This is a genomic window from Collimonas arenae (assembly GCF_001584165.1).
Classification (GTDB): Bacteria; Pseudomonadota; Gammaproteobacteria; order Burkholderiales; family Burkholderiaceae_D; genus Collimonas; species Collimonas arenae.
Window position 1 is genome coordinate 3,493,077 of record NZ_CP013233.1, and the last position, 14,643, is coordinate 3,507,719.

Annotated in this window: 14 protein-coding genes and 2 pseudogenes; 2 read left to right on the top strand and 14 right to left on the bottom strand. The window is 58.1% G+C overall.

Going from position 1 to position 14,643, the window contains the following annotated elements:
• Position 1 precedes the first annotated feature (1 nt).
• The 5 genes and pseudogenes from CAter10_RS16035 to CAter10_RS16050 all read right to left on the bottom strand — a co-directional run bounded on the left by CAter10_RS16035 (position 2) and on the right by CAter10_RS16050 (position 4,642).
• Positions 2-154, bottom strand: a complete 153-nt coding sequence (locus CAter10_RS16035; protein WP_061534193.1) for a XapX domain-containing protein — start codon at positions 152-154, stop codon at positions 2-4.
• A 49-nt stretch (positions 155-203) separates the two neighbouring features.
• Positions 204-347 (bottom strand): annotated as a pseudogene (locus tag CAter10_RS23735) (XapX domain-containing protein); the annotation flags it as partial.
• Positions 348-377: 30 nt separating this feature from the next.
• On the bottom strand, positions 378-2,231 hold the full coding sequence (locus CAter10_RS16040) for an amidohydrolase (RefSeq protein ID WP_061534194.1): 1,854 nt from the start codon (positions 2,229-2,231) through the stop codon (positions 378-380).
• Between the two features lie 69 nt (positions 2,232-2,300).
• Positions 2,301-2,954, bottom strand: a complete 654-nt coding sequence (locus tag CAter10_RS16045; protein ID WP_061534195.1) for a hydrolase — start codon at positions 2,952-2,954, stop codon at positions 2,301-2,303.
• Positions 2,955-3,199: 245 nt separating this feature from the next.
• Positions 3,200-4,642, bottom strand: coding sequence for a GGDEF domain-containing protein (locus tag CAter10_RS16050; protein WP_061534196.1), 1,443 nt, complete (start codon positions 4,640-4,642; stop codon positions 3,200-3,202).
• 238 nt (positions 4,643-4,880) lie between these two features.
• Between CAter10_RS16050 and CAter10_RS16055 the strand changes: the two genes are divergently transcribed.
• The gene (locus tag CAter10_RS16055) at positions 4,881-5,858 is read left to right on the top strand and encodes an NAD(P)H-quinone oxidoreductase (RefSeq protein WP_061534197.1); all 978 of its coding nucleotides are present in this window, start codon (positions 4,881-4,883) and stop codon (positions 5,856-5,858) included.
• Between the two features lie 63 nt (positions 5,859-5,921).
• Here the strand turns inward: CAter10_RS16055 and CAter10_RS16060 are convergent, their stop codons facing one another.
• From CAter10_RS16060 to CAter10_RS16085, 6 genes and pseudogenes are all read right to left on the bottom strand, one after another.
• Positions 5,922-7,214, bottom strand: a complete 1,293-nt coding sequence (locus tag CAter10_RS16060) for a c-type cytochrome (RefSeq protein WP_061534198.1) — start codon at positions 7,212-7,214, stop codon at positions 5,922-5,924.
• Positions 7,215-7,229: 15 nt separating this feature from the next.
• Positions 7,230-7,979, bottom strand: a complete 750-nt coding sequence (locus tag CAter10_RS16065; protein ID WP_128083104.1) for a c-type cytochrome — start codon at positions 7,977-7,979, stop codon at positions 7,230-7,232.
• Positions 7,980-8,133: 154 nt separating this feature from the next.
• Positions 8,134-8,334: a hypothetical protein gene (locus CAter10_RS16070; RefSeq protein ID WP_061534199.1), complete on the bottom strand. Its 201-nt coding sequence runs from the start codon at positions 8,332-8,334 to the stop codon at positions 8,134-8,136.
• A gap of 150 nt (positions 8,335-8,484) precedes the next feature.
• Positions 8,485-8,904: a glycine zipper domain-containing protein gene (locus CAter10_RS16075; RefSeq protein WP_061534200.1), complete on the bottom strand. Its 420-nt coding sequence runs from the start codon at positions 8,902-8,904 to the stop codon at positions 8,485-8,487.
• A gap of 196 nt (positions 8,905-9,100) precedes the next feature.
• Positions 9,101-10,397: pseudogene (locus tag CAter10_RS24600) on the bottom strand (NAD(P)/FAD-dependent oxidoreductase).
• A gap of 96 nt (positions 10,398-10,493) precedes the next feature.
• Positions 10,494-10,709, bottom strand: coding sequence for a hypothetical protein (locus CAter10_RS16085; protein WP_061534201.1), 216 nt, complete (start codon positions 10,707-10,709; stop codon positions 10,494-10,496).
• A gap of 17 nt (positions 10,710-10,726) precedes the next feature.
• Between CAter10_RS16085 and CAter10_RS16090 the strand changes: the two genes are divergently transcribed.
• Positions 10,727-11,167 carry a universal stress protein gene (locus CAter10_RS16090; RefSeq protein WP_061534202.1) on the top strand — a complete coding sequence of 147 codons (441 nt, stop codon included), beginning with the start codon at positions 10,727-10,729 and terminating at the stop codon, positions 11,165-11,167.
• Between the two features lie 42 nt (positions 11,168-11,209).
• Here the strand turns inward: CAter10_RS16090 and CAter10_RS16095 are convergent, their stop codons facing one another.
• From CAter10_RS16095 to CAter10_RS16105, 3 genes are all read right to left on the bottom strand, one after another.
• A complete protein-coding gene (locus CAter10_RS16095; protein WP_231879006.1) occupies positions 11,210-13,276 on the bottom strand; it encodes a sensor histidine kinase in 2,067 nt (688 codons plus the stop codon).
• 153 nt (positions 13,277-13,429) lie between these two features.
• Entirely contained in the window at positions 13,430-13,858 is a 429-nt protein-coding gene (locus CAter10_RS16100; protein WP_061535403.1) for a response regulator, read from the bottom strand.
• Positions 13,859-13,986: 128 nt separating this feature from the next.
• Entirely contained in the window at positions 13,987-14,619 is a 633-nt protein-coding gene (locus tag CAter10_RS16105; RefSeq protein WP_061534203.1) for a response regulator, read from the bottom strand.
• Positions 14,620-14,643 lie beyond the last annotated feature (24 nt).

Sequence of the window (14,643 nt, forward strand, 5' to 3'; positions counted from 1 at the left end):
GTTAAACATGACCGGCCACCACATAGCCCAGGCTCATCGCCACCACCAGCAAAGCGCCGATCGGCGTCGGCGGCGTAGGCGACGGCAGGTCGTACCAGCGGCACAGCGCGCCGACCAGCAGGCCCAGCACCATGCCCAGCAATAAAGCTATCATGACTGCCTCCCGGCTGCACGCGCGCCGCCAGGTACCGGCCTACCAGCCAGTAGCCGCTGCTCATCATGAATACCAGCACGGCTCCGCTCATCACCGGCGGCGACGGCACCGGAATCTGCGCCAGGCGGCACGCAGCGCCAACTACGAACGACAGCAGCAAACCCAATACTATCTTTGTATAACGCATGATCATCCTCAATCGCCAATCCGGCAGGTCGTTGAATTAAAAAGCGAAGCAGCTGCAACCGAGCGTTCCCCAGAATCCCGAATGATCGGACACCGGCACGCTCGACTTGCGCGCCACATCGTGCGCGTGGGCATGCACGCCGCAAGCGCCGGCACATTGGTGCGGCAACGCGGAGGCCTGACGCTGTTGCGGCAGTTGCCGGTAATGCCCGGGGACTGCTTTCACCGGCGACCAATCCGGCAACACAGGGATCGGTGGCGGCGCCAGCGGACCGAATTCGGCAGCACCGTAGACGATCTTGCCACCCACCACTGTCAGCACCGACTCCAGTCCCTTGATGCTGTCTTCATCGACGCTAAAGAAGTCTGCCGACAGCACCGCCAGGTCGGCCAGTTGTCCTTCCTTGATCTTGCCTTTCTTGCCTTGCTCGCTGGAGAACCAGGCGCTGCCGTTGGTCCACAACTCGATCGCGGTTTCGCGCGGCAACCTGGCTGCGGCATCGTACAACGTCATGCCGCCGACAGTACGCCCCGACACCAGCCAGTACAACGCCGTCCAAGGGTTATAGCTAGCCACCCGGGTAGCATCGGTGCCACCGCCAACTGGTACCCCCATCTCCAGCATGCGCGCCACCGGCGGTGTATGCCTGGCGGCTTCGGCACCGTAGCGCTCGACAAAGTATTCGCCCTGGAACGCCATGCGGTGCTGGATCGCGATACCGCCACCGAGCTCTCGTACTCTTTCGATATTACGCGGCGTGATCGTTTCTGCGTGATCGAACAGCCAGTGCAGGCCGTCGAACGGAATGTCACGGTTTACTTTCTCAAACACGTCCAACATGCGGCTGATCGATTCGTTATAGGTCGCATGCAGACGAAACGGCCAGCGGTTCGACACCAGGTGGCGCACCACCTTTTCCAATTCGTCTTCCATGCCAACGGCCAGGTCCGGGCGTGGTTCCAGGAAATCCTCAAAGTCGGCCGCGGAAAACACCAGCATCTCGCCGGCGCCGTTGTGGCGATAGAAATCGTCGCCGGTGCCTGGTGCGATCATGTCGGTCCATTTCTGGAAATCCTCCAGTTCCTGTCCCTTGCGTTGGGTGAACAGATTGTAGGCGATGCGAATCGTCAGTTGCTGGTCGCGCGCCAACTGGTCGATGATGGCGTAGTCTTCCGGATAATTCTGGAAACCGCCACCGGCGTCGATAGCGCTGGTCACACCGAGCCGGTTCAGTTCGCGCATGAATTGACGGGTCGAGTTGACTTGCTGTTCGTGCGGCAGCGCCGGCCCCTTGGCCAGCGTTGCGTACAAGATCATCGCATTCGGCTTGGCGATCAGCATGCCGGTCGGGTTACCGCTGGCGTCGCGCTGAATTTCGCCGCCAGGCGGATTCGGCGTGTCCTTGGTGTAGCCGACAGCGCGCAGCGCGGCGCGGTTGAGCAACGCCCTGTCGTACAGATGCAGGATGAAAACCGGGGTATCCGGGGCGGCCGCATTGATTTCTTCCAGCGTCGGCATGCGCTTCTCGGCGAACTGGAATTCTGTCCAGCCGCCGACCACACGCACCCACTGCGGATGCGGCGTGCGCAACGCCTGTTCCTTGAGCATGCGCAAAGCGTCGGCCAGCGACGGTACGCCTTCCCAACGCAGTTCGAGGTTGTAGTTGAGGCCGCCGCGGATCAGGTGCAGATGCGAATCGTTGAGGCCAGGGACGACGGTGCGGCCGTTCAGATCGACCACTTGCGTAGCTGCGCCACGATGCCGCATGACTTCTTCGGCGTCGCCGACCGCAACGAACTTGCCGTCCTGGATTGCCACTGCACTCGCCAGCGGCCGCGTCTTGTCGACCGTATGGAAGCGGCCGTTCAATAGAATCATGTCTGCATTCATGGTCTTCCCCAATTCTCAAAGATTTGATGTAGTGCGGCCCCGCTCGAACTGCGACTGAGCCGCTCTGCTTTAATGTGCTTCAGAAGCATTGAACATGGTCTTGGCGTAGATCAGCCCGAGGCCATAACCGCCGCCATGAGCAATCGAGGTAGCCACGGTTTCGTTGTAGGTTTCACCGCGCGCCCAGTCGCGCTGCAGTTCCAGCAGGTACTGCAGCGATGTCATCGGCCGTGCGCCTTGCTGGATCATGCGTTCTACGGCGCGCTGATGCGCTTCGTCGGAGACGTCGCCGCTAGCATCGGTAATCACATACACTTCAAAACCCTGGTCGAGCGCCGACAGTGCCGGACCGACGATGCATACCGAAGTCCACAGTCCGGCCAGCACGATCTTGTCCTTGCCGGCGGCATTGACACGCTCGGCGATACGCGGATCTTCCCAGGTATTCATGGTGGTGCGGTCGATGACTTCCTGCCCAGGAAACACCGATTTGATTTCATCGAAAATCGGCCCGGAAAACGATTTCTCGGCCACTGTAGTGAGGATCGTCGAGACCTTGAACTCCTTGGCGGCCTTAGCGACCAAAGCTGCGTTATTGCGCAACAAAGCCAGGTCGATCGACTTGGTGGCGAACGCCATTTGCGATTGATGATCAATCATGATCAAGGTGTGGTTTGCTGGATTGAGCAGAGTGCGGCCTGGTTGCGCAGTTGCGATTGGCATGATGTTCTCCTAATTAATGTGCAATAAATTCGAAATTGATGATTGGAAATTTTTCTGTATTCTCTCTTTGCTTTCTAGCATATTGGCGTTCACTTATCTGCATCACCACCAATGGATCGCAGTATGTCTGAGTGAAATTCAAAAGAAAAACGGAAAATTTACCGATCAATCGTCGAATTTATCGATGATTAATTAATCAGCAGAAACAAGGGAAAATACATCGACGGAGAAAGCCTGCTTCCGCCTCATGCCACGGCGTCGAGCAAGGCATGGCCATAAACTGCAAAACGGCTCTTGCCCTGCCGCTTGGCCTGGTACATGGCTTCGTCGGCATGCCGCAAGGCCAGGTCCCATTCCAGCTCTTCCGCCTGGCACAAGGCGATACCGACACTGCAGCCGATGCCATCGCCAATGGCGGCGACACGGCTGACAATCCGCTCGGCGACAGCCGTCGCGGTAGATTTGATCGACAACGCGGGCGCCACCAGGCAAACCACGAATTCGTCGCCGCCGACACGGGCGGCGATATCGATATCCCGCAGTAACGAGCGCAATGCAGCGGCCACCTCTACCAACACCGCGTCGCCACGCTTGTGGCCCAGGTTATCGTTAATCCATTTGAAGCCGTCAAGGTCAATGAACAACACTGCCACCGCCTGGCAATTGATCTGGCTGCGGCTGCGCAGCGTTTCCGCCAGTTCAAGGAAGAGCGAACGCCCGGGAAGTCCAGTCAACTCGTCCATCCGCACCTGATCCATCCGTACTTCCAGCATGGCGTTGTTCAATGCCAGGATGCGCGCATCCTGCACCGTCTTCAAATAAACCTGGTTGATTTCGCGCAGATAAATCGTCAGCAATACCGTGGCGGAAATCAGCGCGTTGCAACGCCCCACATACCAGCCAACCGAAAAACGGCTGCCGCCGACCATGGTGATCGCGTTCTCGCACAGCAGCGCAATCAAGGCAACGCCGATCCATACCTGCAGCACGCTCCGAAACCGTGCGGCGCGCCACAGGATCAGCAAACTCATGAAATACATGAATTGCAGCAGCGGACTGAGGCCAAGCGTAATAGCACGACGATAATTGCCGTTCTGGTCGATGATCGGCAACCGGTCGTGATAAACAGTCACCATCGCCAGGCTGCCAATCACCACTACGGTCAACACCGCCGTCAGCAGCATCTCCAGGTAACTGGGGTTGATCAATGCTGGTCCCGGCGGGCGCAGCTGGCAAGTTGCATACATCAGGATACCCAGCGCCAGGCCGGCATGCCACAAGAACCAAAGCCAACTCATCGTTTGCGTACCGCCCAGCAACGCACCTTGCGGCTGGAACATGCCAGGTATGGCCAGAAACTGCACGAGCAGCATTATGGAGGCGTACAGGCAGCCGCCACCAAGGCACAGCAGATCGATCCCTTTGGTGGCGCGATAGTGACCGAGAACCAGATAGGAGATGATTAAATAAGCAACAATCGTTGCAGTTTGATAGGTCGGCAGGAAGGCCGGAATATTCGGCCAGATCACGGCTGCTCCCGGCACAAGCAGCAAGGTCACCAGGAAAATCCCACCGCAGGCCCAGAGCGCCTGGCTGCGCTGGCGCGGCGTCGCCTGCCTGGTTGCTGGCGATAAGCCGGTTGGCTTCGGCAGTTCGCCATTGCCTGGTTTTGTTGCGCTATCGCTCATCGGCTGTACTGTGTAAAGCCCATCGAAGTGTTGGTTTACCCCACCAGAGACATTTTCCAGAAAGCATCGAAATAGTAGCTTGAATATTTCCCATGAGCTAGGGCTTGCAGACATTTAATTTGGATGCATTTCCCAAATTAAATGTCTGCAAGCCCCAATACAGAAAAACTATCGACATGGAAAAAAATGGCAAATTCTGGTTGTCATACAATGACTGATTTACCCAACGGACAAACTCATGCGCGCAATTGAAATCACCCAACCAGGAGGCCCCGACGTCTTGCAGATCTGCGAACGGCCGATCCCGTCTTTCGCTGTGGGCGAAGTATTGATCAAGGTACAGGCAGCCGGCATCAATCGGCCGGACGTATTCCAGCGCACCGGCAACTATTCGCCGCCGCCGGGCGCCTCAGACCTTCCGGGACTGGAGATTGCCGGCGAAATCATCGACGGCGACTTCAGCCAGACTCACCTAAAGAAAGGCGATCTGGTATGCGCCCTGGTGGCTGGCGGTGGCTATGCCGAGTATTGCGTCGCACCGGCAGCCCAATGCCTGCCCTTGCCGAGCGGCTGGAGCGCAGTGGAAGCGGCATCGCTGCCGGAAACCTTCTTCACCGTCTGGAGCAATGTTTTCGATCGCGCAAAGCTGTCCGCCGGCGAGACCTTGCTGGTCCAAGGCGGCAGCTCCGGCATCGGCGCCGCCGCGATCCAGATCGCTACCGCACTCGGCCACCGCGTTTTCGCCACTGCCGGCTCGGATGAAAAATGCCGTGCCTGCGAAGCACTCGGCGCCGAACGCGGCATCAACTACCGCACCGAAGATTTCGCAGCCGTGATCAAAGCTGCCACCGACGGCAAAGGCGTCAATGTGATCCTGGACATGGTAGCCGGCGATTACGTGCCGCGCGAGATCAGTTGCCTGGCCGACGATGGCCGCCTGGTGTTCATCGCCACGCTCGGCGGCAGCAGCGCCAACATCGATTTCCGCCAGATCTTGATGCGGCGTCTGACGATTACCGGCTCAACCTTGCGGCCGCGCCCGATCGCCTTCAAGGCTGCCATCGCCGCGCAATTGCAACAGCGCGTCTGGCCGTTGCTGGCGGCACACAAGATCAAACCTGTGATCTTCCAGACTTTCCCGTTAGAACAAGCGGCACAAGCGCACGCGCTGATGGAAAGCAGCTCGCATATCGGCAAGATCATGCTAACGGTGTGAGCATTGGCAGCAGTCTGGCGACTGCTGTCCTGCCGCGTGGGTACTCCGTGCCCACGCGTTCGCCTAGTCTAGCGGTACCGCCCGATAGCGATTGACTTCGGCAGCGCCGACAATCGGTGCCTTGTTGCCCCAACTATTGCGGATGTAAGACACCACTGCCGCTACCTCGCTATCGTTCAACGCCGGGCCATACGGCGGCATGCCATAGGGACGCGGATTGCCTGTCGTACTCGGCGCAAAACCGCCGTTCAGGATCACCCGGATCGCATTCACCGGCGACGCCATGGTAATCGCATGATTGCCTGCCAGTGGCGGATAAGCCGGCCAAGTGCCCTTGCCGGAAGCCTGATGGCAATCGACGCAGTGTGCTTTATAGATTTTGCCGCCCAGCGCCAATACGCGATCGACTTCATCCGGACTGGCGCGCTCCTTCGATTCCGACGCTTCCTTCTGCCGCGGCAATGACTTCAGGTACACGGCCATCGCCCTGACATCTGGATCGTTCAAATGCTGCAGGCTGGCGCCAACCACTTCCGCCATCGGCCCCAGCACCGTACCGCGCGGTGAGACGCCGTTCTTCAGCAACGCGGTAATATGTTCAATATCCCAATCGCCGAGACCGATTTCCTCATCGGAAGTCAGCGACGGCGCGTACCAGTTGATGACTGGGATGAAGCCACCGCCCAGCTCAGCGTTCAGGTCGCTACCGCCGAGCGCATTGCGGGTGGTGTGACAGGCGCTGCAATGCCCCAATCCCTGCACCAGATATGCGCCACGATTCCACTCCACCGATTGTTCTTTTTCGGGCTGATAGACGCCTGGCCGAAAGTACAGTGCGCGCCAGCCGTACAACAGGATACGGTTGCTGTACGGGAAGCGCAGATCGGGTTGCAGGTTCTTTTGCGACACCGCCGGCACGCTGCGCAGATAGGCGAACATGGCGTCGGCATCGATGCGCGTGACCTTGGTGTAATTCGTGTACGGGAATGCCGGGTACAGCAAGCTGCCGTCTTTCGATTTGCCGTTGTGCAGCGCGCGCCAGAAATCGTCAGCCGACCATTTGCCGATTCCGGTCTCCTCATCCGAGGTGATGTTGGGCGAATAGATCGCGCCGAACGGCGTCTGTATCGCGCGCGCGCCGGCCAGCGATTTTCCGCCGCGCGCAGTATGGCATGCCATACAATCGCCAGTGCGCACCAGATAGGCGCCGCGTTCCAATTGTTCCGCAGAATTCACGACTGCCGCGGACTGTTGTGGTGCGCCGCTGTCGTCGGCATTGAGCATTGCCAATACTGCTACCGCGCCAGCGGCCAGCAGCACCAGAGCGCCGATCACCCAGATCAATATGCGTTTCATGTTCGCTCCGCTGAATCAGTTGGGGACGCTACCGCAAGCCAGCGGCAGTTTGACCGAGGTGGGAGCGACCGCGGCAGCGTCGGCAGGCACCGGCTGCGCAGCCAGCCATGCCGCCACCGCACCGATATCTTCAGCACTCAGGCGCTGCACCACCTGCGCCATGCAATCCGGCGCAACGGCATGGCGTGCACCATTTTTCCAGGCGCCGATCTGACCGACCAGATAATCGCGCGGCAAGCCGAGCAAACCCGGCGTGGCCGGCTGCACACCGGTCATGGCGCTGCCATGGCAGGCGATGCAGGCCGGGATCTTCTTGTCGGCATCGCCCTTGTTGACCAGCATCTCGCCGCGCGCCCGCGTCGCGCTCGACAGATCGAAAGGTTGCGGCGCCGGATAAGGTGGATGCTGGTCGGCGAAATACTGGGCGATTTCCTGCAGGTAGGCGTCGGACAGATGATCGACCAGGTAAGTCATCATCGGATAACGACGGCGCCCCTCGCGGAAATTATGCAGCTGGTTGTACAGGTAGCCGGCCGGTTTGCCAGCGATGCGCGGATAGTAGCCGTCGTTGGTGGCGCGGCCCTGCTCACCGTGGCAGGCAGTACAGGCGGTAAGGCGCTGCTTGATGGTGTCTGGCACCGGGCCGCTGTCAACCTCTGCCGCATGAGCGGCAATTCCTAGCAGGGTCGCAGCAAGAAAAAACAGAAAGCTTGATCGCCCATGCCGCGCGCGACCGGCGGCTGACCATACCCAAAGAGTCGACATGATTCTCCTGCTTTTTTATAGTGCTGCATTTTATAGGGAAGGCATTCATGGCCGATTATAGACCAGCAGGTCGCGACAGCAGCCTCCCGGCTGCGTCTGTTTGGCTGGACAAATTGTCTCAGCAGGCCTGCAGCGCCGCGGCGCCGCAAACATGTCACTTCGGCGGTTTAGGCGGGACCAGCGGCTGATCGATGGTGGTTCCCGGTTCGTTGACGTACATCTGTTCTTCCAGGATATCGAGCTGCTGGCTGCCATCCAGCGCATGGCCGGTCCAGCGGTCCGCAGGGTTCACCGGCTGCATCTTCTTTTTCTTGTCGGGATTGGTTTCGGGTACGACGGTTTTTCTTTTACTCATGACAGTCTCCCTCTCAAGTGGCTACTCTCACTATAGGCTTCCCGTCATCCGGCGCAAAGGAAAGAATCCGCCAGTATCGCCAAAATGCAAAAACGCCGGTTCAGATGTGACTCCGAACCGGCGTTTCATGATGGTGATTTCAAGGCGCAATCAACGCTCGTAATAGCCGCCTTGATAAGGCCGCTGGTAGTAATCACGGCTCACGCGCTCGACATAGACCGGAGCAGGCCGGTAGTACACCGGCTGTGGCTGGTAATACACCGGGGCCGGGCGATAGTAGACCGGAGCAGGCTGGTAATAGACAGGCGCCGGCTGCGCGTAGTAGCCGCGTCCACCTTCGTAGTAACCGCCACGATCGTCGCGATAGCCACCCGAAGTTGCACCGACCGCTGCGCCCAACACACCGCCGACAATCGCACCATTACGGCCACCTACGGCGCCGCCGATGACTGCACCGGCGACCGCACCAATCGCGGTATTGGCGCCATCGTCATAAGCCAGGGCCGAGCTTGAAACTGCAGCGGCAGTGCTAGCCAGTAGTGCAACGCAAATCCATTTTTTGTACAGCATGATTGACTCCTTGAAGGGTCTTAAAGCGGGTCGTAAAGCTATCGATCAAACACATCGACAAACCGTCGTCGAGACGCAACCACGGCTGTTGAGTTGAACTATAGCCGGTCAACCGATTAATCCAATCAATCGATACATACTTTTACATTTGCACAACATGGTTACATCCTCTGCAACTACCATGCATCAGCGCAACTCAGTGCAGTTTCACCGATGGCTTGGCGTGCTTCATCAGGCTGCTGGCGGCAGCTGTCACGCCTGTCCGCACGGGCCCCAGCAATGCGTTCAGATGCATCAGGTGCAGGCTGGTGTACATCATGCGGGCAAAGAAACCGTCGACAAACCAGCCGAGCTTGGTCAGCGATCCCATCAGTGTGCCAATCGATGTGTTCCTGCCGAACGACACCAGCGAGCCATGATCCTTGTAGACATAGGGGCCGTCCGGGGCCGCTTGCCCCCTGATCGAACGGATGAAGGTATCCACCAGATAATCGGCCTGCTGATGCGCCGCCTGGGCGCGCGGCGGCACCATCTTGCCGTCCGGCCGATACACGCGGCACAGTCGCCGAGTGCGTAGATGTTGTTGAAGCCTGTCACCTTGAGGCCACCATCAACCTCCAGTTGTCCCGATTTGATCACCGGCAGCCCGAGCGTCTTGAGGAAATCGGGCGCCTTGATGCCGGCCGACCAGACGCACAAATCGGACGCATAATTATTGCCATTGGAATCGGTCACGAAATTCTCCGCAATGCTGGCGACGCGGCAATCAGTCACCACGCGTACTTCACGATCCTGCAGAATCTTGCTGGCGGCCTTGGAGACCCGCTCGGTCAGCGGCGCCAGCAAGCGCGGTGCGCCTTCCAGAATGGTGATGCGGACATCGCGATTCGGATTCAGGTGCGGAAGTCGTAGTCGGTATAGACGCCGCTGGCATCGCGCAATTCAGCGGCCAGTTCCACCCCGGTGGCGCCGCCGCCGACGATCACGATATCGACGCCGGCATCCGGATTCTGTTCCTTCTTCAAATCCGCCAGCGCCAGCATCTTCAACAAGCGCAGCCTGAAATGTTCAGCATCCGCAGTGGTGTTGAGCGAGATGGTATTTTCCTCGGCGCCGCTGATGCCGAAATAATTGGAAACGCTACCGACTGCAATCACCAGCTTGCCAAACCCGATCTGGCGCGGCGGAATCAGCTCTTCCGCAACCTCGTCGGTAACGGCGTCAACAGTGATCGTATTGTTTTCCGCATCCAGCGCGCTCATGGCGCCATAGACAAACCGAAATTTATTGTCATGCGCCAACATCTGATAAGACAGGCCTTCCTGATGGATATCGCGGGTTCCTGCCGCCACTTCATGTAGCGACGGCTTCCAGATGTGATACAGCGCCCGATCGACCAGCGTGACGTGGCCATGTCCCAATTTGCGGCCCAGCTTGCACGCCAACTCCAGCCCACCGGCGCCACCACCGACAATCACGATTTCATCCGACATCCATCATTCCTTCAAGTCTTTGTATTGATCAATAACGCTTCGACATTCAGCAGCGTCCCGGATGGCGCCAAGCGGCATTACCCGGCAAGTCTACTTTTATAGTGTCGTATAGCGCAATAGTGGCTTACTTTCGCATATTTTTGATAACCCGGCGCCAATTAACGTTATTCGGAAAAAGCCGATATGACTGGCTTGTCCTGCTTTCGTCTGGCGGAAAGCCGTTCGGGCCATCACCAGATCGAAACTATCGATTGGCTGCTGGTTAGCAGCATCAGTCTGCGCTATGATGAAATCAGCAACCATCGCCAACATCGTTTTCAGGAGGGTATATGTACCGGAAAATTCTTGTCGCCTACAACGGCACGCCCGAAAGCCGTTCCGCACTCTATTCCTGCATCCACCTGGCTCCCAGCCCCGAAGTCGAGATCCATCTGCTGGGCGTGATCAATCTGGCGACTTACCTGATGGCCGGCGAATTCGTCGCCGAATCCGCTATCAGGGCTGAGAAAACCCTGCTGGAACAAGAACTGATCAAGGGACACAAACTGCTGGCCGATGCAGGCCTGAAGCCGATCGATCACTTTGAAAGCGGCGAACCTGTCAACGTCATCAGCGACTTGGTCGGCAAGCTGGGGATTGACCTGGTCATCGTCGGCCATTCACGCAAGAAGCCACTGGCGACACGCTGGTGGCGCGGTTCGGTCGACACGCTGCTGGTTGAAAAAGTGCCTTGCAGCGTGCTGGTGGCGACCGATCCTTGCATTCCATAGAGAATTGCCACCCTGCAGGACGCCGGGCTCGGCAGAGATGCATCATAGCGGGCCGGGCGTCTCGGCCAGCATCGTCAACGGCAGTTCGATCTTCACCGTCGTCCCTTTTCCTTCCGCCGCCGTAAACCCGACCTTGCCGCCCAGATAGGTCGCCCTTTCATTCAATCCGCGCAGGCCGTGCGTCGTGGTGTTTTCAAAGCGCTCCTGCGACATGCCAACACCGTTGTCGCGCACCGTCAACGCCAGGCGATCCTCATCAATATCGAGGATCACTTCGACCTGCGTTGCCTGAGCATGCTTGGAGACGTTGTTCAGTATTTCCTGCAGCATCCGATACACCGCAATCTCGATCTTGTGATCAACCGCCACATCCTCATCCGGCAAACTCGATTTGCAGACGATCTCGGTACGCTGGCTGAAGTCCTCCAACTGCTCGGCTATGGCTGCCTTCAAACCGAACAGGTCCAGCATGTTGGGGCGCAATTCGGTCTGGATACGGCGCGTAGTCGCTACCAGGGAGTTAAGCAATGTCCGCATCTGATCCTGCCGGTTCTGCCATTGTTCTGTCGCTGGCAAGACCTTGTAGACGCTCTCCAGATGCATGCTGAGCGCGGTCAGGGAAGCGCCCATGTTGTCGTGCAATTCGCGCGCAATCGCCCGCTTTTCTTCTTCGCGGATGGTTTCCAGATGGTTGGTCAACTCCCGCAGCAATGCAGTGCGCTGGGCGATGGTGCGCTCCAGCTCCAGCTCGCGTCTCCTGAGTGAATCTTCCGCGCGCTTGCGTTCGCTGATGTCGGTGGCAATCCCGATCACGCCCATGACTTGCCCCTGCTGCCCAAACCAGGGCGCCTTGGTTGTCTGGAAAGTGACGATTTCATTCGGCAGCTGTATGGTTTGTTCCAGCGTTTCCGACACGCCGCCGTTCATGATACGGATGTCGTCGACATCGATCCGGTCGGCATCTTCCCTGCGCGGAAAGAGATCGCGGCTGCCGCGACCCTTGGCCTGTTCCCAACTTAACGCCAGCCGTCGCAACGTGGCCGGATTGGCGAAAATCAATCGGCCCTGGCGGTCCTTCACGAAAATCGGATCGTTGGTATTGTCGCTGACGGCGATCAGCAACGCGGTGGCTTCGGCCAGCTCCGCCGCACTCTGTAGGCGGGCGCCATATTCGTGGTCGACTTTGCCGCCAGCGCGCCAGAAAATGAACAGCACCAGCACACTGTCAATCAAGGTCAGCATCGGCGGCAAGATGCTGCGGTCGTAGAAGCCCTGGCGCGCCCCCCAATCGGCCAGCCAATGCAAGACAATCAGCAGGAACAGCATCTGCGGCAGCGAACGGCGCAGCATCTGCCCGCCCGGTGCGTGACGGGTAATGATCGCCATCAGGCGGTGACGTGGGCGCGCCATCAGCAGCGCCATGCCGAACAGCAGGAACGCCAGTGCCGACAATACCGGGATGCTGGTCGAATAAATCATCTGGGTCATCGCGGTCACTCGGTAAAAATAGCCGAGTAACGGAATCGCACTGAAGAAAATCAAGGCAATCGCCAAGTATTCGGCAAGATAGTGCTCTCTCCTGTCGCGCCGATCAAGCAGCAATAAAGTAAGGCTGCACAAGAGAAAACCGATGGCCGCCATCGGATGCAAGCCGCCAAATGCACGCCAGTCGATTTCGGGCGGCAAATCTGCCAGTACGCGATCGAGCCAGTCAATGCCGCCGAGCGCACCGTACATCAATGCAGTCGAGACAAACAACAGTAACACCAATGCCAACCCCTGTGCCACGATCCTGAACGGCCGTCGCAGTCCGGCACTGCCGACACAGCTCAACAGCAAGCTGCAGGTCGCGAGCAGGAAAGCGGCTGCGGTGCCGGCGCGCATGTCAGTCAACTCCGGCAACCTCAAAGAAGGCGCGACCTGATACAGGCAACTGACCAGTGCCAGGACCGCCATCGCCATCACCAATACAGCCAGCCCAATCGCCGCCGCGGTCGTGCGCCAAACGTAGGTCTTGGTCGAGGCCAAGCTTTCGAGTGCGCGCGTCTTCAGCAGGTCCTGGTAATGGGGGCTATCCCGGCCGGAGGTATCGCTTGCTTTTGTATCCACATAACCTCCCCGAACGTTGCTATATGCCGCAGGATGCGAGTCATCTCCATCACCCAACTGGCATATGAAGTCGAGAGTAACAATAGAAAAACCGCTTACGGAAAGCAGGCGGTCATTGATTGGAGCGAGTTCGATGCAAGTCAGTTCAAAAGCTCAGCGCGCAGGCAATCCGGCTCCCAGCGCCGAGAGCAAATCGCGCAGCTTGGCTAGCTCCGAACTCTTATCAAAGAAAAAGCGCACGCCGTACTGTTCGCCTGCGCGTCGAAATGCATTGCTGACATTGTTGCTGAAAATGATCTTGAGCGAATTGAGCGGCTTGCCCGACTCTGCCAGAGCGCGCAACAGACTCATGCCATTTCCCTGCTTGAGTTCGATATCCAGGATCAACACATCGTATGCGCCGACATCAATTTTCTGCAAGGCCTCATCTTCACCTTCAGAAAATCCGGCCAGTACGATGCCCGGAATTTCATTCAGGGTTTCAATCATCAGATTTCTCACATCCAATGAATCTTCCACCAGAAAAACCCGTAGCGGAGCAGCGCTGGCTTCTATTTTTGGAGAGGTTGTCGTATGGTCCATATTGGTTGACGCTTGGAACATCCCTCATGATGATGCATGCATTGAGCCAGTTTTCCGCGCCGGTGGCTGGCCAACCCTGTATCCGGTTGTTAACGATCTGTCGTTTCCCCGCTTGCCGTGCCTGGCGCCTAGTCGATCAAATTATTCTTGATCGCGTAATAAATGATATCCGCATTGCTCGCCATGCTCATTTTCTGCAAGACGCGTGTGCGATAGGTACTGATCGTCTTGACGCTCAAGCACAATTCCTCGGCAATCCGGGTCACACTCTCGCCCTGGCTCAACTTGTAAAAAATCTCGTACTCGCGCGCCGACAAAGTTTCGTGCAACGGCTTGTCCTCATTGCTGGCAGGGTCGGCCGTCAACAGTTCGGCAACGCCGTAACTGATGTATTTGTGGCCCTGCAGTACCGTATTGATCGCCTTGACCAGCTCCGTCGCCAGCGCCTCCTTCTGCACATAGCCGTCGGCACCGCTGCGCAGCAACTGCACTGCATAGCGGCTCTCGGGATGCATGCTGAGAATCAGCACCGGAAGCTTCGGTTTCTCGCGCTTGATCTGCTTGAGCACCTCGACCCCGCTTTTGTCCGGCATCGCGATATCCAACAGCACGATATCGTATTCCTCGGCGCGCACCATGCGCATCGCCTCCTGCGCATTGGCGGCTTCACCGGCGATCTCCATGCCTGGAATCTCTGCCACGAAGAATTGAACGCCGGCGCGAACTACCGCATGATCGTCAACTACCAGGATCTTTATCATCTGTTCTATCGTCGCATCACATGA